Source organism: Rothia aerolata, from assembly GCF_014635585.1.
GTDB classification, from domain to species: Bacteria; Actinomycetota; Actinomycetes; order Actinomycetales; family Micrococcaceae; genus Rothia; species Rothia aerolata.
In genome coordinates this window covers 1034729-1059463 of sequence record NZ_BMDC01000001.1, presented here as the reverse complement: position 1 = coordinate 1059463, position 24735 = coordinate 1034729, and the positions used below count along the sequence as shown (strand labels likewise).

Below are 24735 nucleotides of genomic sequence, written 5' to 3'. Positions count from 1 at the left end.
TCCTGACCTTAGTGTGTTGCTGAGACAAGACTATAAAAGAATGTCTTGGGAAAGAACACTTTCCCAAGACATTCTAGTGCCTGATCAACCAACTATTTGGTCTTCTTACGTTCGCGGGATGCGAGGTAGAAAGACTGCACATCGGTTAAGGGCTCATTTGTTGCCGAACGGTGGTGGCGGGTCCACTCGCCGTCGGATTCCAGGTGCCAGCTTGAGGTTTTCTCCGAGAGGTACTGGTCGAACATGTCGAGCAGGTACTTCTGGTTTTCCTCTGACTTGATGATGGTCAGGGCCTCCACACGGCGGTCAAGGTTGCGGTGCATCATATCAGCCGAGCCAATGTAAATCTTGGGCTTGCCGGCGTTTTCAAAGGTGAAGACGCGGGAGTGCTCAAGGAAGCGACCCAGAATTGAGCGCACCTTGATGTTCTCGGAGAGTCCGGGCACGCCGGGGCGCAGGGCGCAGATACCGCGCACCACCACATTGACCTCCACCCCTGCCTGAGAGGCGCGGTAGAGGGAGTCAATGATTGCTTCATCGACCATAGAGTTGCACTTAATCTGAATCTTTGCCTTGCGGCCCTGTAGCTTGTGCTCGATTTCCTTGTTAATGCAGTCAATCAAGCCGGAGCGGATAGACCGCGGTGCCACCAGCAGAGACTTGTAGGTGGTCTTCGGGGCGTAACCCGAGAGCTGGTTAAAGAGGCGCGAGACATCCTCGGTAATCTGCGCATCGCAGGTGAGCAGACCCAAATCCTCGTAGAAGCGGGCGGTAGAGGGGTGGTAGTTACCGGTACCGATGTGGGCGTAACGGCGCAGGCCGTCTGCCTCCTTGCGTACCACCAGCGAGAGCTTACAGTGGGTTTTCAGTCCCACAATGCCGTAGACCACGTGCACGCCTGCGCGCTCGAGTTTACGGGCCCAGCGAATGTTTGCCTCTTCGTCAAAGCGAGCCTTAATTTCCACTAGGGCCAGAACCTGCTTGCCCGCCTCCGCGGCCTCAATCAGTGCATCCACAATGGGGGAGTCGCCGGAGGTGCGGTAGAGGGTCTGCTTGATTGCCATGACGTTGGGGTCTGCCGCAGCCTGCTCCAGGAAGGCCTGCACCGAGGTGGCGAAGGAATCGTAGGGATGGTGGAGTAGGACGTCGTGGGAGCGGGTGGCCGCGAAAACGTTGGCTGCCTTAGCGGTTTCGTTTTCGTTAAGACGGCGCGAGGTATGGGCGATGTGCTTGGGGTAGTGCAGGGCCGGGCGGTTAGCCTTGACGATGGCCCCCACCCCGCGTAGATCCAGCGGGGCGGGGAGTTTGTAAACCTCAGACTCCTCAATACGCAGCTCAGAAATTAGCAGTTCCAGCACGGTGGGGTTGATGGTGTCTTCGACCTCCAGACGCACCGGAGGGCCAAAGCGGCGGCGCAGCAGCTCCTTCTCCAGCGCCTGCAGCAGGTTCTCGGCGTCGTCCTCTTCTACTTCCAAATCCTCGTTGCGGGTCACACGGAAGGCGTGGTGCTCCACCACCTCCATGCCGGGGAAGAGCACGTCCAGGTGCTGGGCAATAACGTCTTCGAGGGCAATAAACCGGGCCTCGCGGGAGGGAGAGTTCACGTTGCGGGAGCCGTCGATAGAAATCATGCGGTCAATCTGATCGGGCACCTTCAAACGGGCAAAGAGCTCCTTGCCCGACTGGGGGTTGCGCACCACAACAGCCAGGTTTAGCGAGAGACCCGAGATGTAGGGGAAGGGGTGGGCGGGGTCAACCGCCAGTGGGGTCAGAATCGGAAAGAGCTCTTCTTTGAAGTAGTGGGTGAGCTTGGCCTGAGCTTCATCTTCGAGCTCGTTCCACTTCACAATCCGCAGCTTTTCCTGCTCTAGAGCGGGCAGAATTTCCTGGTGGAAGCAGCGGTGGGAGCGCTTCATCAGCTCGTGGGCAGACTCAGAAATCTGCTCCATCTGCTCGTCGGGGGTGAGCCCCGAGGCGGTGGGAACAGCAATGCCGGTGGCAATGCGGCGGCGCAGACCAGCTACGCGCACCATAAAGAATTCGTCGAGGTTAGAGCCCACGATGGAGAGGAAGTTCAGTCGTTCCAGCAGATAGAGGTCTGGGTCTTCCGCCAGCTCTAGCACGCGGGTGTTGAACTCCAGCCAGCTGGTTTCACGGTCGAGAAAGCGCTCGGGGCCAAAGTCGCCCGCCAGGTGGGGGAGCTTGACCTTCTCGAGAACCTCAATGCGGTCACCCTGGGTTTCGGCTCGATCAATCTTGTTGATGTCGCCACCGAGGTGGTGGGGTTCGGCAGTGGCTGCCTGCGACGCTGTCTTAGCGGCCTCAGTGCTCATGGGTTTCCTTTCGTTCAAGGGATGAAAGCCTGTTAGTGGTCGGAGGAAGAATCGGCGGGGAACTGCGCGGTGTACATAATGTCGATGGTCTCTGGCTCAAAGCCCAGCGACTCGTAGAGCTTGACCGCCGCGACGTTCTCGGCATCCACGTAGAGGGCAATTTTTTCAAGTGATTCACCCTCGGCGCTTGCCTGAGCCAGGTAGTTCATACCCGCCAGAGTCAGTGCCCGGCCCAGGCCCTTTCCCTGCCAGGCCGGTGAAATACCCACCGCGTAGACCTCGCCCTCTTCGTGCTGGCCCGCGGGAATCTTGGTCCAGTGGTAGCCCGCAAAATCTTTGCCGTCTCTGGCAATGAAGAAGCCCTCAGCCCTGAACCAGTCGCTGTTCACGCGCTCGTCTAAATCTGCCTGAGTGAGCGATCCCTGCTCGGGGTGGTTGGCAAAGGCCGCCGCGTTGAGCTCTAGCCAGGCGGCGTCGTCCTCACCCGGCACAAAGGTGGTCAGCTCCAGGCCCTGCGGCAGGGAAGCCGCTACGGCGGCGTCCTTAATCTTCTCCCGCGAACTATCGGTCAGCGCCAGCGCCATCTTCCGCAAATCTCGAACGGGCCGAAAGCCCAGGGCACTCGCCAGGTGCTCGGCGTGGGCGGTCGGCTCGGCTCCCGCCTCACCGCGAATCTGGTGGGCCCAGAGGTTAAATTCGCCGGGATTATCGGCGAGATAGGTGGCCAACGCATCGGCGAGTTTCCGCCCCAGCCCCCGGCCGCGGTAGGACGGCGCTACGGCGGCTTCGATGGTGCCCGCGGCCTGGTCGGTGGGCGGCAGAATCACCGCTAGAGCGTGAAGCTGTCCCTGCTCGCTCAGCCAGAAGCTCACGGGCTGCTGCTGGGACTTCTGCCCTGAAGCGGAGGCAGCCTTGCGCACCTCTACCAGGGTCTGCTCGGAGAAAGCCGGGGTGCCGTCTTCGGTATGAACCTCCTGCACAAAGCGCTCAAAATCAGCCAGGGCTGATGAATCGATGCTACCTACCCAAAGCGGCTGCCCGGCGGGCTGGGGGGAAGATGATACAGACACGGTGCCTCCTGAAACCTACTATTTTTCTACTCTACCGGTTGTCTCAGGCGCCACATGTTTCTTCAGCTCGCAGCCGGGGCCAGATCAGGCGCCAAGAGTAAAAGTTCATGCTGCGTTCACCTAAACCCCTATTTATCTGATTTGTCTGAGGACTTAGGGGTGTTGAAACAGTAGCCAACATTGCGCACCGTAGAAATCAGGTGCTCGTGCTCGGTGCCCAGCTTGGAACGTAGGCGGCGCACGTGTACATCGACCGTGCGGGTGCCGCCGTAGTAGTCGTAGCCCCAGACCTCAGAGAGCAGCTGGGCGCGGGTGAAGACCCTGCCGGTGTGCTGGGCCAGGAACTTCAGCAGCTCAAATTCCTTGTAGGTGAGGTTCAGCGGAGCGCCGTCGAGACGGGCGGTATATGAAGCCTCGTCAATGAGCACCGCCCCCGACTTAATAATGGAGTCGTCTTCATCGGCCGATTCCTGGCTCTGGGCTGTTGCCAACCGAAGCCGGGCCTCTAGCTCGGCGGGGCCAACGCCGGGCAGTAGCACGTCGTCCACCAGCCAGGTGGCAGAAACCGCAGCCATGCCGCCCTCGGTTAAGACCATAAGAACGGGGGCAGAAACCCCGCCGCTTTTGAGCATCTGGGCGGTGTTGCGGGCACCCACCAGCGCGCTGGTTGCGTCAATCATAATGACGTCGGGGTGGTTGGACTCAAGCGCGCCAGTCTGCACCGACTGGGGGAAGGTTTGTACCTCGTGGCTGAGCAGGTCGAGGGAAGGAATGAGCTCGTTGTAGGGGGCTGAGGAATCGGACAAGAGGGCGATTCGCATCATTTTTGTACCCCACCAACTTTCACATGTGCATCCGGCATTTTGGGCTCTGACTAACTCACTCAGTATTCTCCCAATATTAAACGTTCGGTATATGAATTGATAACTTTGTCTCACAAACAAAGATTCAGTGTCACAATAGAACGTAATAGAAGATCACTCCCGATACTTCTGTTCCCATGCCCAGCGCGCAACACGAAAGAATGTCGGAATCACCTTGAGTCAAAAGCAGACCACCGTTCACACCTCGCGCTATCGCAACTTTGTGCCCCAGTTGCGTGAGCGCAGAGACCGCTTTGTTTACTCCGGGCGAGTGGGCGCCATCGGAGCCACTCCCCGCTCCCGCTACCAGCTGGTGGGCTTCTCTGCGGTGCTGACCCTGCTCGCCCTGATTGCTTCAGCCCTTATCCACCCCGTAGCCACCGCCGTCATCGCCGTGGTGGTGGTAGCCCTGATCGCCGGGGGCTGGCCCGCGGCAACCGGCGTGGCAGAACTGCGCCGGGTAGAGCGTATCTACTCGCACTCCACCATTATTTTGGTCTCTGGCCTCTTTGCCGTGGGGTTTGCGCTGATGGACCACGGTATCTACCGGCTAGCCCTTTTGCCCGCGGTGGCGGCGGTGGGCATTGTCGCCAGCTTTATCGTTGAGCTGGTGCGCGGTGAGGGTTCAGTGGGCCGCCTTGAGTCGGTGATCTCCTGCGTTTCGGGCGTGCTGGCCGCCATCTCTACCGCCGGCTGGATTGCCATAGCCGATCTTCAGCAGACCTCCCGAGATACCTCGTCCATTCTGCTTATTGGCCTAGGTCTTGCCCTGGTAATCGGCGCCTTCGGAATACGCATGATTTCTGCCAGCCCCAAAGACGGCCCCCGTCGCGGCGCCGTAACCTTGGGCGTAACACCCGTAGCATTTGTGGGCGTAGTCGCCTATGTCATCGCGATCTCCATCTCACCCGTGATAGGGTGAATCACATGTTAGTAGCACTTGAAATCTTCTTCCTCTGCCTTCTGGGCGTAGCAGGTCTGTGCATTGCTGGCTTCATGGCAGCGGTGCTCATGGGTCTTTTCCGCGGTCAGAAGTAAGACTCGAAGAAATACGAAACAATAGCGGCGCCGCGGCAAAGTAGCCAGTAGCGCCAGTAACCCGCCCTCTATGATGGGGGCGGGTTTTTTTATCGGGCTTTCTTGGGTTCCCACAGGCTACTAGACTGGTGGCTATGCCTATTGAAATCCCCACTAACCTCACTCCCGAACTGGTTCCTTTCTCATGGTTGCTCGGCACCTGGGAGGGCACCGGCACCCTCTGGTACCCAGAAGCAGAGGGCACCAACTTCGGGCAGATTATTACTTTTTCCCAGGACGGCCTGCCCTTTATCGAATACCGCGCAGAGTCCTTCCTGCTCGATGACCAGGGTAACAAGCTGCGCCCCTTGACCGTTGAGACCGGCTTCTGGCAGCTGGACCGTGCCCAGGTGGACGGCGACGTCGGCCCCGGCCTCAGGGCCGCCGATGTAGTGCCCGTTCACCCCGATGCCGAGTCCGTTGAAAAACTGCGCAACGGAGACGACGGTTTTAATATTCTCGCCACCATCAATCACCCCGGAGGCATTAGCGAAAACTACTCGGGCCTGATTAAGGGACCGGTGGTTCGCATGCAGACCGCCAACCTGATGCGCGACTCTATCTCTAAGGACTACGCCGGTTCGGTGCGCCTCTGGGGCCTGGTCAATAGCAACCTGATGTGGGACTGGGAGGTTGCCGACGAAAAGGGCAAGCTGCACAAGCACGCCTCGGCCGAACTGCGCAAGACCAGCTCCATGAGCGGTATGGATCTGGGCTCCCACCTTTTTGAGACCGGCGCTGAGTCTGATGCCAACGGAGATGAGAAGTAGGAATGTCTGCTTATACCAGTCCTCTGCTCTCAGCTTTTGGAGTCTTTGAGGCAACCGGCCCCGACGCCGGCGTTGCCGCCCACTACGGTGAGCCGCTGAAGGAACAGCGCCGCCTGGTGCTCGGTGCCGAGAAGTTTGTGCTCGCAGACTACTCCCACCTGGGCGTGGTGACCGTGAGCGGCCCTGACCGGCTCTCCTGGCTGACCACCATCTCCTCCCAGGTGCTGGCAGGACTTTCTGCCGGTGAATCCACCGAGCTGCTCTTGCTCTCGGTACAGGGCCGCATTGACTTTGCCGCCTATGCGGTGGACGACGGCGAGAAGGTGTGGCTGATCTGCGAGGGTAGCCAGGCCGCTGACCTTGCAGAATACCTGGACTCCATGAAGTTCATGCTCCGCGTGGAAATCGCAGACGTGAGCGATACATATGCGGTCCTGAGCTCAACAGCCGACCCGCGCACCGCCGAGACAGCGCCCGAAAAGCTGGCGGCCGGCGTCATCTGGGAAGACCCCTGGCCGGGCATTACTGCAGGTGGCCACTCCTACGCCGAGGTTTCCGAGCAGGAGCACCCCGGCGCTGACTTCAAGCGCTTCTTCACTATTGTTAACCGCTCAGATTTGATGGAGATTGCTTCTTCGGTATCGCTGGCAGGCGTTTGGGCAGCTGAGGCCCTGCGGATTGAGGCCTGGCGGCCGCGCTTCGGCACCGAGGTGGACGAGAAGACCATACCCCACGAGCTCGACCTCATGCGCACCGCCGTCCACATGAATAAGGGCTGCTACAAGGGGCAGGAGACCATCGCGCGGGTGCACAACCTGGGGCACCCGCCGCGCAGGCTGGTTTTTCTTGACCTGGACGGCTCCGAGCACACCCTGCCCGCTGCAGGCTCCAGTGTCTACGCGGGCAGCAAGAAGGTGGGGCGCGTTACCTCGGTAGCCCAGCACTGGGAAGCCGGCTCTATCGCTTTGGCGGTAATCAAGCGCAACGTTGATCCCGCCGCTGAACTGCGGGTGGTTGACGAAACGACTAACGCTGATACCCCCGCCCAGTATGCCGCCGCGCAGACCGTGATTGTTTCGCCCGAGGCGGGGCAGACGGTAGGACGACGCGACATGGGGGACTTCCTGCGTAGGTAGGGCCTCAAACTTTTTCAGGTATAAGGTTTTGAGGCGATTAATTCTTCAGGGCTTTTCGAGAGGCCATTTTTGAACCGAAAATCTGCGAAAAACGGTATAAAAATGGCCACTCGGCCGGCGAATTCGCCACTCATGCCCACTAAAAACGCCTGCCAGCCCTCTGAAGGCTGGCAGGCGTTTTTTGAAGAAGATGCCGAGAGCGTATTCTCTGGCTCGAGAGGCTTAGCGGCCGAAGAGAACCTTTGCCTCTTCCCAACGATGCTGGGGAACAGTCTTCAGGCCGTCCAGAGCAACCGAGAGATCAACGCGGTTAATCTCGGTGCCCTGCAGAGCAACCATCTTGCCCCATTCCTTATCGTGAACCATATCGGTCACGGCCATGCCCAGGCGGGTTGCCAGCACACGGTCAAAACCGGTGGGGGCGCCACCGCGCTGAATGTGGCCCAGAATGGTGTTGCGGGTTTCAATGCCGGTCAGACGCTCAATCTCCTGGGTGACGTAGTCGCCGATACCGCCCAGGCGGGGGCGGCCGTCCTTCTCTACACCCTTGTTGTGCAGAACCTCGTCGAAGCCTTCGGGAATGAAGCCCTCAGCCACAACAACCAGGGGAGAGCGGCCGCGCTCGTGAACCTCAGAAACCCACTTGGCAACCTGCTCCATAGAAACCTGCTGCTCGGGAATCAGCACCGCGTGGGCACCTGCGGACATACCGGAGTGCAGAGCAATCCAACCCACGTGGCGGCCCATAACCTCTGCCACCATGGCACGGTGGTGGGACTCGCCGGTGGTGCGCAGGCGGTCCATAGCGTCGGTTGCAATGGAAACCGCGGTGTCGAAACCGAAGGTGTAGTCGGTTGCCTGAAGGTCGTTGTCAATGGTCTTGGGAACGCCAACCACGGGCAGGCCCGCGTCAGCCAGGCGCTTAGCGCCTGCCAGGGTGCCCTCGCCACCGATTGCAACGATTGCATCGATCTCGTTGCGTTCCATCATGATTTCGATGTTTTCGGGGCCGCCGTTGGGGCCGTCGAAGGGGTTGGTGCGGGAGGTACCCAGAATGGTGCCGCCCTGGCGAGCCAGACCGCGAACCTTGGTGCGGGGAAGGTCCATGTAGTCGCCTTCCACAACACCGCGCCAGCCGTCGCGGAAGCCAACGAACTCGTGGCCGTAGGTCTTGACGCCGTTGAGCACGGCACCGCGAATCACAGCGTTAAGGCCGGGGCAGTCGCCGCCTGAGGTGAGTAGACCAATCTTCATGGATTTAGATCTCCTTCTCCGCGAGCTGGGCTCGTGGATTTGTTTATTTTTTACTCCGCGTTGGTGTTGCGTTTATGTGCCTTTTGTCGGTGCGTAACCTAGGGCTACACACCGCAAAATCGCAATTTTTCGCGGAAAATGTCTCGAAACCCATTCTAGTGCTTTTGGGCTTGTGTTGACAGGTGTGGGGTGCGGTGGGTTATGGGTTTTTTGAAGCGCTTAGTCACAGTGTTAGGTGTGTTTTTCACCTGAACTCTTAAACGCGAACGGTGGATTTTAGGCTTAAATCAGCCGGATTTAAGCCTAAAATCCACCGTTGGGCGCAGAGAGATTACTTCGCAGTTGCCAGCAGCTTCTGAATGCGCTCGATTCCCTCGGCAATGTCGTCGTCGCCCAGAGCATAGGAGAGGCGCAGGTAGCCGGAGGGGCCGAAAGCCTCACCGGGCACCACGGCAACCTCTGCCTCTTCCAAGATAATTTCAGCCAGCTCGGCAGAGGTCTGCGGGGTCTTACCCGCAATGGTCTTACCCAGCAGCCCCTGCACGTCGGGGTAGACGTAGAAAGCACCCTTGGGGGTGGGGCAGACGACGCCGTCAATGGCGTTGAGACCCTCCACAATCATCTTGCGGCGGCGGTCGAAAGCCCGGTGCATCTCTTCGACGGCGTCCAGGGAACCAGAAACAGCCGTCAACGCAGCCATCTGAGCAACGTTATTGACGTTAGAAGACAGGTGGGACTGTAGGTTGGTGGCCGCCTTGACGACGTCGGCGGGACCGTAGAGCCAGCCCACGCGCCAGCCGGTCATAGCGTAGGTCTTGGCCACACCGTTGAGAATGACGGCGTAGTCAGCCAGGGCGGGCACAGCCTTGATAATCGAGGTGAAGGGGGTGCCATCGTAGGTGAGGTGCTCGTAGATTTCATCTGAAATCACGAAAACGCCCTTCTCAAGAGCCCACTCGCCAATAGCCTTGGTCTCTTCGGGGGTGTAGACCGCACCGGTGGGGTTAGACGGCGATACAAAAATCAGAGCCTTGGTCTCGGGGGTGTAAGCCTCATCGAGCATTTCGGGGGTGACCTTGTATTCCTGCTCAGAACCGGCAAAGACCTCAATGGGGTTGCCGCCGGCCAGGCGGATAGCCTCGGGGTAGGTGGTCCAGTAGGGAGCGGGGAGAAGGACGTCGTCGCCTTCGCCGATCACGGTGGCGAAAGCCTCGTAGACCGCCTGCTTACCGCCGTTGGTGACCACAATCTGTGAAGGATCAATGCTCACGCCGGAATCACGCAGAGTTTTCTCCGCAATGGCCTTCTTCAGCTCGGGAAGACCCGCAGCCGGGCTGTAGCGGAAGTTCTTCGGATCCTCGAGAGCCGCGCGGGCGGCGTCCACAATATAAGCCGGAGTGGGAAAGTCGGGCTCACCGGCACCAAAGCCGATAACCGGGCGTCCCTCAGCCTTGAGCGCTTTAGCCTTGGCGTCAACGGCCAGGGTGGCAGAGGGGGCAATTGCCGCGATGCGAGGGGAGATACGAGCCGAGGGCATAGTGTCACTTCCTGAATTGAGAGAGTTGGTCTGCTTTCTATCGTAAGTGGGCTGGCGATAAAAAGCAGTAGTCACAAGCGCAGCCACCTAAAAAACTGCCCGAAACCCCGCTGATCTCGTGAAATGCGCAACGCCGAAGAAACTCAAATTGCCAAAGCCGCATAAATACTTTAGAGTGGTACATGTTGTTCGCAACCGAACAGCGCTGGCCTACGCCCAAAAGCATGGCCAACCCGAACGAAAGTTCAAAGGGTGGTGGCTCAATTGGTAGAGCAGCGGTCTCCAAAACCGCAGGTTGCAGGTTCGAGTCCTGTCCGCCCTGCAAAACAGCTCCCATAAAAATTCACTCAAAGCACGCAAGAAATTGCGTGCTTTATGTAAAAGAAATCATGAAAGGGGCGGGCCGATATGGCTGAAACTGCCGCTAACGGAACCGCCGCGAGTAAACGCGATTCCGGCGAAGAGAAGCGTCGCGGATTCTTCGGTCGAATCTTCCAATTTTTCCGCGAGGTTATCGCGGAGCTCAAGAAGGTAGTAACCCCTACCGGTCGCGAGCTCTTTAACTACGTGGTAATTGTTCTGGTTTTTGTGCTCTTCATGATGTTTTTGATTTTTGGTCTGGACTGGGTCTTTGGCCAGCTAGCATTCTGGGTGTTCGGTAACGGACCACTGAGCTAGAATTTATAAGAAAATTTTCAGCGCGTAGATGTAGCGCAAGCTGGTAACTGATCAAGAAAGTAGGAGAGACCGTGTCAGAGCAGGAAGTTCAGCACGAAGCTGAGGAAGTCGCAGAGACTTCCGAGCAGGCTACCGCCGAAGACGCGCCTGTAGAAGCTGTTGAGGTTGCCGCAACCGAGGTTATCGAAGAGGCTGAAGAGGCAGAGGCTGCTGAAGAAGCACCGGCTGTTGACCCTCTCGAAGAATTCAAGTCCAAGCTGCGCCGTCAAGAAGGCGACTGGTACGTGGTTCACACCTACGCAGGCTACGAGAACCGCGTGAAGACCAACCTCGAATCCCGCGCTCAGACCCTGAATGCTGACGACGATATCTTCGAGATTCAGGTTCCTATGGAAGAAGTCGTGGAAATCAAGAACACCACCAAGAAGCTGGTGCGCCGTGTTCGTATTCCCGGCTACGTGCTGGTTCGCATGAACCTTACCGATGAGACCTGGGGCGTTGTTCGCCATACCCCCGGTGTAACCGGCTTCGTTGGCCAGGATGCCTATAACCCGGTTCCCCTGCGCCTGAACGAGGTTGTCGATATGCTGGCACCGGTCTTTGAGGCAGAGCAGGCTGAAGCTGGCGTTGCCGCTGCTCCGGCACCTCAGATTGAGACCGGTTTCGAGGTGGGCGAGGCAGTAACCGTCAAGGAAGGTCCTTTCGAGGGCATGCCCGCAACCATCTCTGAAATCAAGCCCGAGTCTTCATCGCTGGTTGTGCTCATTTCGGTCTTCGAGCGCGAGACCCCGGTAACCCTGAACTTCAACCAGGTTTCCAAGGTCTAAAAACTTTAGCTCTGAGAGCCCGTTGCCCCTTGGGGTGGCGGGCTCTTTTGCGTTGGGGTTGTTTGTACTGGGGTGTCGTGGTGCCGACGGCGGTTTGTACAGGATTGTCTCGGGTGTACAGAGGTAACTCTGTACGTGTGAGATAACCCTGTACAAACGACTTTCGAGTCGGCCTGAGGGGTTCTAGCCAACTGGCATCGGGGCTGGCTTAAGGGAGGTTGGCGGAACCCCTCAGACCGTCTAGGAATCGAAGTGGACGAAGACGGCGCTGTGCTTAAGTAGACACTGCCCGAGCCCCGCACCCGTGGCTTAAAGCAGGGCGAAGCGTTAGAATATTGGTTTGTATGTGCGTTCCCACGCTTGGTTCGCGCATGCCCGGCAACCGCGCCACGGTTGCCACCCGCCAGCGTCACGCTCCTGTGCGTTGGTTCATCAGCTAAGAAAAGGATGCTTACATTGGCTCCCAAGAAGAAGGTCGCAGGCCTCATTAAGCTGCAGATTCAGGCAGGTGCGGCAAACCCCGCTCCTCCAGTTGGTCCCGCGCTCGGTCAGCACGGCGTCAACATCATGGAATTCTGCAAGGCTTACAACGCTGCAACTGAATCCATGCGCGGCAACATCGTTCCGGTTGAAATCACCGTGTACGAAGACCGTTCATTCACCTTTATCACCAAGACCCCTCCGGCATCCGGCCTGATCAAGAAGGCTGCCGGCGTTGCCAAGGGTTCAGGCGTGCCCCACACCCAGAAGGTTGGCTCCATCACCGAGGCTCAGGTTCGCGAGATCGCTGAGACCAAGATGCCCGACCTCAACGCAAATGACATCGACGCAGCAGCGAAGATCATTGCGGGCACCGCACGCTCCATGGGCATCGAGGTTAAGTAACTCGACTCGCTCAACCAAACATCCGTTTGGAATTTTGAACGTATAAAGCCCCGAGAAACGGGGCATGTGGCAGAGTCCAGCGCGGCTCATTGAGACCACAACTGCATAAGGAGATAAGCAGATGGCAAAGCGCAGCAAAGCGTACCAGGCAGCTGTAGCCAAGATTGAAGAGGGCAAGTTCTACACCCCCGCTGAAGCGGTTGCACTTGCTAAGGAAACCTCTTCCACCAAGACCGACGCAACCGTTGAGGTTGCAATGCGTCTTTCCGTTGACCCCCGCAAGGCAGACCAGATGGTGCGCGGCACCGTTAACCTGCCCAACGGCACCGGTAAGACCGCCCGCGTCGTCGTTATCGCAGAAGGCGATAAGGCTGCAGAAGCAGAAGCAGCAGGCGCAGACTTTGTTGGTTCAGACGAGCTGATCGCTAAGATCGCCGGTGGCTGGACTGACTTCGATGCAGCTGTTGCTACCCCCAACCTCATGGGTAAGGTTGGCCGCCTGGGTAAGGTGCTCGGTCCCCGTAACCTGATGCCCAACCCCAAGACCGGCACCGTGACCATGGACGTTACCAAGGCTGTTAAGGACATCAAGGGCGGTAAGGTTGACTTCCGCGTTGACCGTAACGCTAACCTGCACTTCATCATCGGTAAGGCATCCTTCTCCGCTGAGCAGCTGCAGCAGAACTTCGAGGCTGTTCTCGAAGAGGTTAACCGCCTGAAGCCCTCATCCTCAAAGGGTCGCTACATTTCCAAGGTCACCGTGGCAACCACCTTCGGTCCCGGTGTACCCGTTGACCCCTCAGAGGTAGCTGCCTAAGTTTTTCTTAGTGCATAGCTAGCTCAAGGAGCTCCCCTCCCGCCCCGGGAGGGGAGCTTCTTTGTCTTCTGGGGTAGCGGTGAGAGAATAGGAAACTATGGCAGAGTCAGGGCTTGTAATCGAGAATCTCTCAAAGCGTTTTAGCCAGCGGGGCGAGACGGTGGATGTTTTGCGCTCGCTGAATCTTGCTCTGGCTCCCGGTGAGCTCGTGACCGTCATCGGTGCCTCCGGTGCCGGAAAGACTACCCTGCTGAAGGCTATCGCGGGGCTTGAGAAGTCCGATGCCGGAAGTATCACCTTTGCCGGGCAGCCCCTAAAACGCGGGCAGGTCAGCTATATCTTTCAGAAGCCCATTCTCTACCCCCATCTCACCGCCCGGGAAAATATTTTGTTTGGAACCCGGCTGAGGGGTTTTACTCAAGAACTCGACCGGGACTTGCTGGACTACCTGCTGGACATTCTCCAACTCCACGATTTGCAGAACCGTAAGCCCGCCCAGCTTTCGGGTGGCCAGGCCCAGCGGGTGGGTATTGCTCGGGCCCTGATCCGCAAGGCGCCGGTGGTGCTCTTCGATGAGCCGCTCTCGAGCGTCGATGAAGAGCTGTCTGCAACCATCAGAACTGAAATTCAGCAGCTTCACACTGATCTTGGTTTTTTGGGGTTCTACATTACCCACGATCAAAATGAGGCCCTGCAACTGGGCCAGCGCGTGGCGGTTCTCGCCCACGGAGTATTCGAGCAGGTGGGTAGCCCCGCCGAAATCTTGCAGAGACCCGCTAGCCTCTCCGTCGCCCGGCTCACCGGCTACCCGGCGCTGAGCGAAGTTGAAACCAAGGAGGGCACGGTCGCGGTGCGCGCCACCGCGCTCAGCCGCGGTGAGGCGGAGAACCGCAGTGACGTCGTCCTGCGAGAGTCCCGCCTGACCCTCGGTGGCCTGCTGTGCGCCGGCGAGTTGGCGGCCGATACCTTCTGGACGGCGCGCGGGGGAGTGCGCGTGCGCCTTTCGGCAGGGACAGTGCTGAGGTGGCTGGAGAACCCAACCGCCGAGGCAACACCCGCGGAGCACTATGAGGTGGGAATCAAAGCGGCAGACGTTCACCTCTTCACCGAAACACCGTGATTAAGGCCGCTTAAGGCTGGTCGTTCTTGTCTTAGAAGCTCCCGCTGTGGTTGAATAGAAGAACCAAAGACCGCCGGTCTGTGCCCGCATGCGAGAGCAAGCAGGCAGATAAGAGTTCACAAGAACCGCCCGCGTAGGTGATAGAAGTAAACACAGAGGATTCTGAGGAATCTAAAACTATGCCTGTGTTCAACCTCGTCGCTTGCGCGCCGAGGTTTTTTTATTGCCGAAGGTAATGAGAGCTCGACCGGTGACCAAGAATCGGAAGGAATACCATGGCGACACAGGAAAAGATCGCTGCTGTTTCCGAGCTGAAGGAACGCTTCGAAGGCTCAAACGCAGTTGTTCTCACTGAGTATCGTGGTCTCACCGTGGCAAAGCTCAAGGAGCTGCGCCGCGCACTGGGTGCTGAGACCGAATATGCCGTGGTGAAGAACACCCTTGCTGGTATCGCAGCAAAGGAAGCTGGCATCGATGCATTCGAGGGTCAGCTTGCAGGTCCTAGCGCAATTGCATTCATCAACGGTGAATTCATTGACGCTGCTAAGGCACTGCGTGACTTCGCCAAGGAAAACCCCCAGCTGATTATCAAGAGCGGTTACTACGACGGTGAAGCTCTGGATCAGGCTGGCGTTGACCGCTTCGCAAGCCTCGAATCTCGCGAGGTTCTGCTGGCAAAGGTTGCAGGTGGCGCAAAGGGTGCACTCTCCAAGATTGCACGCACTGTCGACGCTCTGCGCATCAAGCTCGAAGAGTCAGAGGGTGCAGCTCCTGCAGCAGCAGAAGAAGCTCCCGCAGAGGACGCCGAGTAAGTTACTCTGCTTCCCCGCTGAGTATTCAGCTCGCTCGCGCATAGCGGGCAAAACCCACAGATTTCAAATGTAGGTCAAGCCCTACACCTGATAAAGAAGGAGCCTAAATAATGGCTAAGCTCTCCATCGAAGAACTCATTGAAGCATTCAAGGAACTCTCCCTCGTAGAGGTTTCCGAATTCGTTAAGGCATTCGAGGAAGAATTCGACGTTACCGCAGCAGCACCCGTTGCAGTTGCAGGCGCAGCAGGCGGCGACGCTGCTGCAGCTGACGAGAAGGATGAATTCGACGTTATCCTCGAGTCCGCTGGCGACAAGAAGATTGCAGTTATTAAGGAAGTTCGCGCACTGACTTCCCTGGGTCTGAAGGAAGCTAAGGACCTGGTTGACGGCGCACCCAAGCCCATCCTCGAAGGCGCTTCCAAGGAAGACGCTGAGAAGGCTAAGGAGCAGCTCGAGGGCGCAGGCGCAACCGTTACCCTCAAGTAATTCGGTTCTTCTCGATAGGTTTTCTATCGAAAGTCTTTGTATCGCAGGGCGGTACCGTGCAAACGGTGCCGCCCTGCGGTTTTTATGTTTGAGAAGTTGGCGTGGGTACCTTAGGCTTAATGTGACAAACGTTTGACACAAAGGATGCTGGGTGTATGTCTGAGCCTACGATGAGTCTGCAAGCTGAGGAAGTTCTTCAGAAAGCTGAAGATGCCTATCAGAAGTATCGCGAGCAGGTGGTAGCCGACCCCGACTATCCCGCCCTGCACCTGGCACCCCCGGTAGGCCGGCTCAATGACCCTAACGGCCTGGTATTCAAAGACGGTGTTTACCACGCCTTCTACCAGTTCTCCCCCATCCACCCCACCCGCTCGGTTTTCTGGCGGCACGCGACGTCCACGGATCTGACCCACTGGAAGGACGACCAGACCGCAGTTGCCCCCACCCACTGGTACGACAAAAACGGTTGCTACTCGGGATCGGGCATCGTTACCCCCGAAGGGCAGCTGGAATTTTTCTACACGGGCAACGTTAAAGATGAGCAGGGCAACCGCGAGACTTACCAGAATCTTTTTACCTCTTCAGATAACGGTGAAACTTTCGAGCGTTATCCGCAGAATCCCCTGATCTCGGGCCCGGCTCAGGGCTATACCGCCCACTATCGCGACCCCCATGTTTTTCTTCGGGACGGCGTGTGGTGGGCTGTTCTCGGCGCGCAGCGGGAGAATGAGACCGGGGCGATTGTCTACTACACCTCCGAGGATCGCCGCCAATGGAGCTTTGGTGGGGAGTTTGAGTTCTCTGACCCCTCGCTGAACAATTTTGGTTATATGTTTGAGTGCCCGGTGCTCTTTCCTCTGAAGGATCAGCAGACCGGCGAGATATTTGACGTTTTGCTGTTTTGCCCCCAGGGCTTGGGGGCCCAGGGCGAGCTGTACAACAATATTTTCCAGTGCGGTTATGTGGTGGGGCACCTGCGGGGGAACCGTTTTGAGGTGACCACCTCTTTCACGGAGCTTGATGCCGGATTCGAGTTCTATGCCCCGCAGGTGATGAGCGGGCTCAACCAAGATGGCGCGAGCGCAACCCTGCTGGCCTGGATGGGCAATGCCTCTCAGGATGACCAGCCCTCCTGGGGCAATCACTGGGTGCACATGCTGACCTATCCGCGTACCCTGACTCTCAGTGGGGGTAAGGTTTTCCAGGCGCCGGTGGAACAGCTGGAAGATGCTCTTGAAGAAGTCTCAGCTGAGCTTGATAAAACCGGTAGCCTGCAGGCGCTGGCGGGGGAGCGGACCTTGAGGATCTCCGCTACCGCTGACGTCTCGGCCGGGCCGGTCGAGCTGGTCATCCGAGACAAAAAAGGGGAGGCCCTGGTGCTCACCCTTGCGTCTTCGTCCGCCGAGATGAGCCGCGCCGGAACCCGCTATACGGTTGGCGGAGAGCGGCGCCGTCGAACCCTGGCTGAGGCGGGCACCCACACCCTTGACCTGCTGGTGGACGCTTCGGCAACCGAGGTTTTTCTTGATGACGGTGCGGAGTCGTTTACCGCGCGAACCTACTTTCACGGGGCTATTGAGTCTATTTCTCTTCGCACAGCCACGGGAGAGTCTGCTGGGGGTTCTGTGAAGGACCTTCGGGTGTGGTCTTTGAAGAAGTCCCGCTAGCGGGTAATAGGCAGCGTAGAGGGCGAGGCAGAATAAGTAACGCCCGTTACAGCTGTCTATTTTTTGTGGTAGTATGTCAAACGTTTAGCATATTCTTCTGAAATGCATTAATCGCACACCGGGGTGCCCTGATGGACTAGCCGGTGCTGACACCCGAGGAGATAGCATGGATCATAAATCCGTGGCTCAACAGGTACTTGCCGATGTCGGCGGTGTAGACAACATTCAGGCTGGCGCCCACTGTGCAACCCGCCTACGCCTAGTGCTCAAAGACCAGAGCAAAATCAACCAGGCTGGCCTGGACAACAATGAGGACCTCAAGGGAACCTTTGAAAATTCCGGCCAGTATCAGATTATTGTGGGCCCCGGCGATGTGAACGAGGTCTACAAGCACATGGCGGCCGCCGGCATGAAAGAGGTCTCGAAAGACGAGCTGAAGTCGGTGGCGGCGTCCAAGGGAAATATCGGCACCCGCTTTTTGAAGATGGTCTCTGATATCTTCCTGCCCATTATTCCAGTGCTGGTGGGCGCCGGTATGCTCATGGCGCTCAACAACGTGTTGACTGCGCCCAAACTTTTTGACCCCGAGCTATCTTTCGTTGAGTTGTACCCCACCTGGGCAGGCTTTGCGGAAATCGTTAATATGCTCTCGGCCGCGGCCTTTGCCTTCCTGCCTATTCTGGTGGGCTTCTCTGCAACCAAGGTCTTTGGCGGAAATCCCTACCTGGGTCTGACCATGGGTGCTGCCATGGTTTCACCCGCTTTGGTCAACGGTTACGAAGTAGCGAATGCTCTCAAAGACGGAACCATGACTTACTGGGATGTCTTTGGTTTGCAGATTGCCCAGTCAGGCTACCAGGGCACTGTGCTCCCCATTCTCTTTGTGGCCTTTATTTTGGCTAATATCGAGAAGTTCTTCCATAAGATTCTGCGCGGGGTTATCGACTTTATCTTTACCCCTACCTTGACCCTGCTGATTACCGGCTTTTTGACCTTCATGCTGGTGGGCCCCATCTTGTTCCGGGCGGGCACTATGCTGGGCGACGGTATCAACTGGCTTTACACCGCGGCGGGTCCCGTGGGCGGCTTCCTTTTCGGTCTCTTCTATTCACCGATTGTGATTACCGGCCTGCACCAGTCCTTCCCGCCGATTGAGCTCCAGCTCTTTACCCAGGGTGGTTCTTTCATCTTTGCTATCGCCTCGATGGCTAACGTAGCTCAGGGCGGTGCTGCTCTGGGCGTCTTCCTGACTACCCGTAACGAGAAGATTAAGGGCGTTGCCGGTGCGTCGGCTCCCTCGGCTTTCCTCGGTATTACCGAGCCTGCCATCTTCGGTGTCAACCTGCGCCTGCGCTGGCCCTTCTTCATTGCGATGGGAGCCTCGGCTATTGCTTCAACCATCATCGCTCTTACCGGCGTGAAGGCTTCTGCCCCCGGTGCAGCGGGTTTCCTGGGCTTTGTTTCTATTGACCCCACGGTGGGCGGAGGCTGGCCGGCTTTCTGGACCGCAATTATTGTCTCGGCTGTGCTGTCTACTGCGGCCTCATTTATCTGGGGACGACGCGTTGCTGCCCAGGAAGCCAAAATCGAGAAGAAAGTCGAGGAGACCAAGGCCGAGGCCGCTGCGGCAGCCCCCGCTATTACTGGTACCCCCGGCTATGAGCTGACAGCCCACATGGCAGGTACCGCTCTGACCCTGGCTGAGGTTTCTGATCAGACTTTCGCCACCGGCGCACTGGGCCCCGGTGCCGCTATTGAGCCTGTCGAGGGTAAGCTGGTAGCACCTGCCGACGGCAAGATTACCGTTGCTTTCCCCACCGGCCACGCCGTGGGTATGCGCACCTCCGAGGGTCTGGAACTGCTGATGCACATCGGCTTCGATACCGTTGAGCTCGACGGTAGGTTCTTCACCCCCAAGGTGAGCAAGGGCCAGGAGGTTGCCCACGGTGAGACCCTGGTGGAGTTTGACATGCAACAGATCGCTGCCGCTGGCTATCCTCTGACCACCCCGCTGGTCATCACCAATGCCAAGAAAGCTGTAGAGCAGACCGGTTTTGCCTCCGGCGTGGGCTCCGGAACTGCCCTCGACGCCGGTGATGCCTTTGTCAATGTTGAGGCCAAGGACGCCGCCGGTGCGGCTTCTGCGGCAGCCACAGGTTCTACCGCTGTGAAATAAGCTCTGTCCTAAAGTTAAGAGAAGCTACAAAACAAGCCTGCCAGATCGACCGGTCTGGCGGGCTTGTTTTATAATTGGTCTTATTATTCACATCACTAGCCAGTAATTCGCAACACCCCCGTGCTGGCTCTACTCCAGCATCTTTACCCCCGGCTGCTGGGCCTAAAAGAGGTAAACCCGTGACCGAGAAAATCCCCTTCACCGTTCGAGAAGCTACCGAGGCCGACTACCCCGGCGTGGTGTCAGCCCTGACCGATGCTTTTGAGGCTGATCCCGTGATGAGCCAGGCCATGGGCGGTGCCCACCGGGCTAAGAAAGTCAAAGCTCTTTTCGAGCACCAGATTTCCTCCACCTACGGCCCCAAGGGAAATATTGATATAGCGGTGGCCGAAGACGGTTTCGTGCTGGGGGCGGCCCTGTGGATTGATCCTCAGGCCCAAAAAGGGGGCTTTCTGGATGACCTGCGCTCCCTGCCCTCCTATGCCAGGGCCCTGGGCTTTGCCCTGCCCGCGGCGGTGGTCACCGAGATGAAACTGCTGGCCATGCGCCCGCGTTTTCCCCACTGGTATCTCTACACCATCGGGGTGCACACCGATGCCCGGGATCACGGTGTGGGCGGAGCCCTGCTTGACTTCCGCACGGCACGGCTGGGGGAGTACCCCGCCTATCTGGAAGCCTCGACCTTCCGCTCGGCTGCCCTCTACCGCAAGCGCGGGTTCGTGGAGCTGGGCCGCTACCGGTCAGAAGTGCCTGCGGTGGGTATGTGGCATCCGGCGCCGGTGAGCGCCATAGATTCCGCCCTCTAGCGGAGTGTAGCCCCCCGATGCAGGGTCACCGGCAGCACCTCGGTCTTACCGGCGCAGGCTGCCGGGTCTGCCTGCTGCTCAATTAGCCGTAGAAGGTGGGTGACTGCCTGCTCGGCTATGGCATCTAGCGGCTGAACCACGGTGGCCAGATGGGGCAGCAAAGAGCGCACGGTGGGGGTACCATCAAAACCCACCACCTGAAAGTCCCCGGGCACAGCTTTGCCGGTTTTATAGGCCCACTGTACCGCCATAGTGGCGTAGGAGTCGTTGGATGCAAAGACCGCATCAATGTCCGGGTGCTGCTCCAGGTAGGCATAGATGTGGGCGCGGTGTTCCTCCGGCGGGGTATCGAAGCCCAGTTCCACCACCTCGGGCTGCAAACCCGCCTCGGCAATCACCTGCCGGTAGCCCCGCTGGCGCAGATTATGGTCAGAAATCCTCGAAGTAAAATGCACCACGCGCCGCGCACCGCCCTCAAGAAGCGCGCGCGTTGCCTGCCGGGCGCCGTCCACATTATCGCAGCGGATATTGGGGTAGCGGCCGGTCTCCTCGCGGTCAATCGTCACCAGGGGAGCGGCCAGGTAGGGGGCGTTAGCTACCACGTCAGAGTGGGCGCCGGTAATTACGCCGTCTACCTGGTTGGCCAGTAGCATGTCCAGGTAGCGGGCCTCGGTTTCGGGGTGGTCTTGGCTGTTGCAGAGCACCACCTTGTAGTCGTGGTCTGCCAGCTTCGACTCAATACGAAAGGCAAGCTCTCCGTAGAAAGGGTTAGCCACGCTGGGAAAGACCAACCCAATCACGTGAGACTTGGACTCCTGCAGGGAGCGGGCAATGGCGTTGGGGCGATAGTTAATCTCGGCCATCGCCTGCTGCACGCGGTCGCGGGTTGCCTGGCTGATATAGCCACGGTTGTTGAGCACGCGGGAGACCGTGGTGGGGGATACGCCGGCAACACGGGCTACGTCGTCTAGCTTGGGCTTAGCCACGGGGAAACTCCTTATGAAACGCGGGCAAACACTTAATTATATGGGTGCTTAGTGCGTTTCGTGCCAACGGACCCTTGCCCGACCACCGCTGAGAAGGCAGAAAAGCTAGATGACTAGGGGAATCATTTCTACCTGCTCACCCGCCGCTGTGCCCTGCGGTGGCACACGAACCAGCGCGTTGGCACGGGCAAAGTCTGAGAGCATGTGGGAACGGGCGTTGTGCAGTAGGGGCTGGGCAGAGTCGCCGGAGACAATGGCGGGCAGCAGGCGGTCGTCTTTCTTTCTAAAAGCGGGAACCGGCTCGGTCAGAGCCACCAGCTCGCGGGCCGGTTCCTCCTGCCCGTTGCGGCCGGCCACAAAGGCCGGCAGGTAGGAGTAGAGGCTGGTGTGGGCCGCAAGCGGGTTGCCCGGTAGACCGAGGACGACGCGCGAGTCGGGCAGCACCGCCATCAGGCAGGGGTGGCCGGGGCGGGCCGAGACCGCCTCAAAGGCATAGGTGCCACCCAGCTCAGCGATGATCTTGCGCAGCATATCCACCTCTGAGGTGGAGGAACCGCCGGTCAGCACCAAAAGTTCTGAGCCCCTGGTTTCTTCAAACCAGGCGGTGAATTCCTGCCAGTCATCGTGCAGGCGGGCTGTGCTTTCCACCCGGGCACCCAGGGCTGAGAAAATAGCGGGGAACTGCACCGAGTAGGCATCACGCACCTCGCCGGGGCCGGGGATGCCCTCGGTAATTACTTCGTTGCCGGTGTAGGCAATGGAGACCGCGGGGGCTGTGAAAACAGGTAGCGTATCAAAACCGCAGACCGCCAGGAAAGCGAGCAGGCGGCTGGTGATGGTCTGCCCGGCACGGGCTGCCAGGCTACCCTCGGCCAGCTCTTCTCCGGCACGGCGCATGTCTTGACCGGGGGCCGGTGCACCCGCGCTGGAATCTAGAACCGCGCCGTCCTCACTGAGCACCGCAGATTCGACCCGTAGAACCGCCTCGGTGCCCGGAGGAATCAGGCCGCCGGTAAGAATCGGGGTGGCCTCGCCGGGGTGCAGCTCAAGGGTCTGCTTGTGGCGGTTGACCTTCTCATCGGCGAAAACCTGGGTCTTGAGGGCCCAGGGGGGCGTGCCCGCCACGGCATAACCGTCCATGGCCGAGGAATCGTAGTGGGGCAGGGGAATGGGCGTGTGCACGTCTTCTGCCAGCACCCGCCCCAGCGTCTGATCAAGCGGCAGGCGGGCAGTTTTCTGCGAGGAAGCCCCCAGCCGAAAGGCGGCAGAGATAGCCTCGTTCCAGGGAGTGTGGTGCATGAAAACCTCGCTTGATGTCTGAGGGGCGGGAAGAACTAGAAGGTGGGCTGGCTGAAGCCCAGGGACCGGGCGCTATCCCAGGTGTCAACATCGTCGGTGGAGCCGGCAGGAAGCTCAAGAGTCTCATAGTCGAGCGCCCCTAGCAGGCGGCGCACCGACTTATTTTCTGTTTCACCGGAAAAGGCCCGGCGCAGTGCCTCGGTACGGTAGATTCCCGCCAGGGGCTGGAAGCTGCCCTCCACCACACCGGCAAAGCCCACGGTGGCCTCGTCTGCCGCTGCGGCGGCGTCCACTAGAACCTCAACAGCGCGCGCTACAGCTGGCATATCGACCGCCAGCAGCAGGGTCCAGGCAGCTGAGTCTGCGGGCAGGGCTGCCAGTCCCGCCGCCAGGGCGGCTGCGGGCCCTGAGAAGGGCGGGTCTTCGCGGGTGAGAATGACGTGCGCGGGCACGGGCAGGGTTTCAGGCCCCACGACGACGGTCTGGGCGGCCGAATCTACCGCCGCCAGGGTGGAGCCCAGCAGGGTCTGGCGACCGTTGGAAAGCCCCGCCTTGGGGGTTCCGCCCAGGCGGGAGGAGCGGCCGCCGGAAACAACAATGGCGTTAAAGTCCACGGGCTATCCTCCGGCAAAGGGCGGCATGACGTCCACGCGGTCGTCTTCTGCCAAGACCTGCGAGAGCTCGGCGGATTCGCCGTTGACCAGAAAGCTGCACTGGGTGAGTACCCGCTCAAGAGTCATTCCCGACGGCGTGCGGCCGGTGTGGCGGGAAGAGAGCAGACGAGAGAGATCGCCCACCGTCTGACCGCCCGCCAGCTCGGCCAGGGATATTTCTTCGCGGGGGATGCCAGCGGCAGAGCGCGCGGCAGCAAAAAAATTAATCTTCACGGGGTTAGCCTCCAATAGCGCTCATGGAGCGGCTTGCTTCAGCAAAATCTTCGGTGTCAAAGCCCACGGAATCTTTACCGTGGGCGGCGGGCTTGGCCCACATGGCCTCGCGCCAGCGGATTGCTACCTGTTCGTCACTGGCATCTGAGCGCAGCAGGTCCATGAGGTCGGTCTCGGTCTGGGAGAAGAGGCAGGAACGAATCTTGCCGTCTGCGGTGAGCCGGGTGCGGGTGCAGGTGGAGCAGAAAGGCTCGGTGACCGAGGCGATGATTCCCACGGTGCCCAGTTTGTTCTCCGCCGAGAATTCCTTGGTGTTGCGGGGGTAAACGTCCCAGATTTCGGCGGGAGCTGACCCGCGAGGGCCCGGCTCCTGGTGCAGGGTGTACTTCTCGGAGAGCAGGTCGCGAATCTGGGCCGCGGTGATGGTGGATTCGCGGGACCAACGGTTATCGGCGTCCAGGGGCATCTGCTCGATAAACCGCAGCTGATAGTCGTGCTCCATAGCCCAGGCGAGTAGGTCGGGTGCCTGGTGGTCGTTGACTCCGGGCATGAGCACCGCGTTGATCTTGATGGGTTTCAGGCCGGCCTGAGCTGCGTAGTCCACCCCGCGCAGAACGTCTTTGAGGCGGTCGCGGCGGGTGAGCTCGGCAAAGGTCTCGGGGCAGATGCTGTCGAGGGAGACGTTAATGCGGGTGAGGCCAGCGGCAACCAGCTCATCGGCCTTTTTATCCAGGCCCATGCCGTTGGTGGTGATAGAGAGGGGAACCTGCGGGGCAAAGGCGCGAATTTCTGCGAGAATCTGCGCTAAATCCCTGCGCAGCAGGGGCTCACCACCGGTAAAGCGGATTTCTTCTACGCCCAGGGTCTCAATGCCAATGCGGGCCAGGCGAACGATTTCGTCTTTGCTCAGAACCCTGTCATTGGGAAGCCAGTCCAGACCCTCGGCGGGCATGCAGTACTGGCAGCGCAGGTTACATCGGTCGGTCAGAGAGATACGCAAGTCGCTGGCGACCCTGCCAAAGCGGTCTTCGAGGGGGCCGGTGAGTCTCTTCTCATCGGGCATCGTGGATGTCTCCCGGGTTACCACCTGCAGGCGGGGGCCTGCAATCAGAGTTCCCGAGTTTGATCCTTGTGCCATATGCCACCTTCGTAAAATTTGCATGTGCCTGGTTATATTTAGACTAGTCGACTTTTAAAGTTTCCCCCACCGCGGGAAGATAAATTGCGACCAGCCACACGTCTTAACC

At 59.0% G+C, this 24735-nt stretch carries 23 protein-coding genes and 1 tRNA gene; 14 read left to right on the top strand and 10 right to left on the bottom strand.

Translation table 11 applies throughout. The features are described 5' to 3' along the window. Positions 1-92 precede the first annotated feature (92 nt). The 3 genes from IEV00_RS04715 to IEV00_RS04705 form a co-directional block, all read right to left on the bottom strand. Complete coding sequence (locus IEV00_RS04715; protein ID WP_188359132.1) at positions 93-2333, bottom strand: RNA degradosome polyphosphate kinase; 2241 nt, start codon at positions 2331-2333, stop codon at positions 93-95. 32 nt (positions 2334-2365) lie between these two features. Continuing rightward, positions 2366-3403: a mycothiol synthase gene (gene mshD, locus IEV00_RS04710; RefSeq protein WP_188359131.1), complete on the bottom strand. Its 1038-nt coding sequence runs from the start codon at positions 3401-3403 to the stop codon at positions 2366-2368. Positions 3404-3531: 128 nt separating this feature from the next. Continuing rightward, positions 3532-4227, bottom strand: a complete 696-nt coding sequence (locus tag IEV00_RS04705) for a winged helix-turn-helix transcriptional regulator (protein WP_188359130.1) — start codon at positions 4225-4227, stop codon at positions 3532-3534. Positions 4228-4441: 214 nt separating this feature from the next. Here IEV00_RS04705 and IEV00_RS04700 point away from each other — a divergent pair, with 214 nt between their 5' ends. From IEV00_RS04700 to ygfZ, 3 genes are all read left to right on the top strand, one after another. Continuing rightward, on the top strand, positions 4442-5188 hold the full coding sequence (locus IEV00_RS04700; RefSeq protein ID WP_188359129.1) for a hypothetical protein: 747 nt from the start codon (positions 4442-4444) through the stop codon (positions 5186-5188). A 250-nt stretch (positions 5189-5438) separates the two neighbouring features. Then, entirely contained in the window at positions 5439-6113 is a 675-nt protein-coding gene (locus IEV00_RS04695; protein ID WP_188359128.1) for a nitrobindin family protein, read from the top strand. A 2-nt stretch (positions 6114-6115) separates the two neighbouring features. Next, a complete protein-coding gene (gene ygfZ / locus IEV00_RS04690) occupies positions 6116-7249 on the top strand; it encodes a CAF17-like 4Fe-4S cluster assembly/insertion protein YgfZ (protein ID WP_188359127.1) in 1134 nt (377 codons plus the stop codon). Positions 7250-7471: 222 nt separating this feature from the next. On the opposite strand, the gene IEV00_RS04685 is transcribed toward ygfZ, so the two are convergent. Beyond that, entirely contained in the window at positions 7472-8503 is a 1032-nt protein-coding gene (locus tag IEV00_RS04685; protein ID WP_188359126.1) for a 6-phosphofructokinase, read from the bottom strand. A 331-nt stretch (positions 8504-8834) separates the two neighbouring features. Beyond that, positions 8835-10040 (bottom strand): pyridoxal phosphate-dependent aminotransferase, encoded by a 1206-nt coding sequence (locus IEV00_RS04680; protein ID WP_188359125.1) that lies wholly within the window; start codon positions 10038-10040, stop codon positions 8835-8837. Between the two features lie 249 nt (positions 10041-10289). Here IEV00_RS04680 and IEV00_RS04675 point away from each other — a divergent pair. From IEV00_RS04675 to IEV00_RS04625, 11 genes are all read left to right on the top strand, one after another. After that, a tRNA-Trp gene (locus IEV00_RS04675) sits at positions 10290-10362 on the top strand. Positions 10363-10448: 86 nt separating this feature from the next. Then, positions 10449-10718, top strand: a complete 270-nt coding sequence (secE, locus tag IEV00_RS04670) for a preprotein translocase subunit SecE (protein WP_188359124.1) — start codon at positions 10449-10451, stop codon at positions 10716-10718. A gap of 71 nt (positions 10719-10789) precedes the next feature. After that, on the top strand, positions 10790-11545 hold the full coding sequence (nusG, locus tag IEV00_RS04665) for a transcription termination/antitermination protein NusG (protein ID WP_188359123.1): 756 nt from the start codon (positions 10790-10792) through the stop codon (positions 11543-11545). A gap of 456 nt (positions 11546-12001) precedes the next feature. After that, entirely contained in the window at positions 12002-12430 is a 429-nt protein-coding gene (gene rplK, locus IEV00_RS04660; RefSeq protein WP_188359460.1) for a 50S ribosomal protein L11, read from the top strand. A 121-nt stretch (positions 12431-12551) separates the two neighbouring features. Then, the gene (rplA, locus tag IEV00_RS04655; RefSeq protein ID WP_188359122.1) at positions 12552-13247 is read left to right on the top strand and encodes a 50S ribosomal protein L1; all 696 of its coding nucleotides are present in this window, start codon (positions 12552-12554) and stop codon (positions 13245-13247) included. 97 nt (positions 13248-13344) lie between these two features. Beyond that, a complete protein-coding gene (locus IEV00_RS04650; protein WP_188359121.1) occupies positions 13345-14367 on the top strand; it encodes an ABC transporter ATP-binding protein in 1023 nt (340 codons plus the stop codon). Positions 14368-14642: 275 nt separating this feature from the next. Then, entirely contained in the window at positions 14643-15179 is a 537-nt protein-coding gene (gene rplJ / locus IEV00_RS04645; protein WP_188359120.1) for a 50S ribosomal protein L10, read from the top strand. Positions 15180-15289: 110 nt separating this feature from the next. Further along, positions 15290-15667: a 50S ribosomal protein L7/L12 gene (gene rplL / locus IEV00_RS04640; protein WP_188359119.1), complete on the top strand. Its 378-nt coding sequence runs from the start codon at positions 15290-15292 to the stop codon at positions 15665-15667. A gap of 155 nt (positions 15668-15822) precedes the next feature. Further along, on the top strand, positions 15823-17334 hold the full coding sequence (locus IEV00_RS04635; RefSeq protein WP_188359118.1) for a glycoside hydrolase family 32 protein: 1512 nt from the start codon (positions 15823-15825) through the stop codon (positions 17332-17334). 166 nt (positions 17335-17500) lie between these two features. After that, positions 17501-19510: a sucrose-specific PTS transporter subunit IIBC gene (locus tag IEV00_RS04630; RefSeq protein WP_188359117.1), complete on the top strand. Its 2010-nt coding sequence runs from the start codon at positions 17501-17503 to the stop codon at positions 19508-19510. Positions 19511-19689: 179 nt separating this feature from the next. Then, positions 19690-20316 (top strand): GNAT family N-acetyltransferase, encoded by a 627-nt coding sequence (locus IEV00_RS04625; protein ID WP_188359116.1) that lies wholly within the window; start codon positions 19690-19692, stop codon positions 20314-20316. On the opposite strand, the gene IEV00_RS04620 is transcribed toward IEV00_RS04625, so the two are convergent. From IEV00_RS04620 to moaA, 5 genes are all read right to left on the bottom strand, one after another. Beyond that, a complete protein-coding gene (locus IEV00_RS04620; protein ID WP_188359115.1) occupies positions 20313-21302 on the bottom strand; it encodes a LacI family DNA-binding transcriptional regulator in 990 nt (329 codons plus the stop codon). The two genes, IEV00_RS04625 and IEV00_RS04620, sit on opposite strands and share 4 nt — an antisense overlap. Before the next feature lie 105 nt (positions 21303-21407). Next, positions 21408-22601: a molybdopterin molybdotransferase MoeA gene (locus IEV00_RS04615; RefSeq protein ID WP_188359114.1), complete on the bottom strand. Its 1194-nt coding sequence runs from the start codon at positions 22599-22601 to the stop codon at positions 21408-21410. Between the two features lie 35 nt (positions 22602-22636). Then, on the bottom strand, positions 22637-23215 hold the full coding sequence (gene mobA / locus IEV00_RS04610) for a molybdenum cofactor guanylyltransferase (protein ID WP_188359113.1): 579 nt from the start codon (positions 23213-23215) through the stop codon (positions 22637-22639). A gap of 3 nt (positions 23216-23218) precedes the next feature. After that, positions 23219-23488 (bottom strand): MoaD/ThiS family protein, encoded by a 270-nt coding sequence (locus IEV00_RS04605; RefSeq protein ID WP_188359112.1) that lies wholly within the window; start codon positions 23486-23488, stop codon positions 23219-23221. 4 nt (positions 23489-23492) lie between these two features. Beyond that, positions 23493-24551 carry a GTP 3',8-cyclase MoaA gene (gene moaA, locus IEV00_RS04600; RefSeq protein WP_373868230.1) on the bottom strand — a complete coding sequence of 353 codons (1059 nt, stop codon included), beginning with the start codon at positions 24549-24551 and terminating at the stop codon, positions 23493-23495. Positions 24552-24735 lie beyond the last annotated feature (184 nt).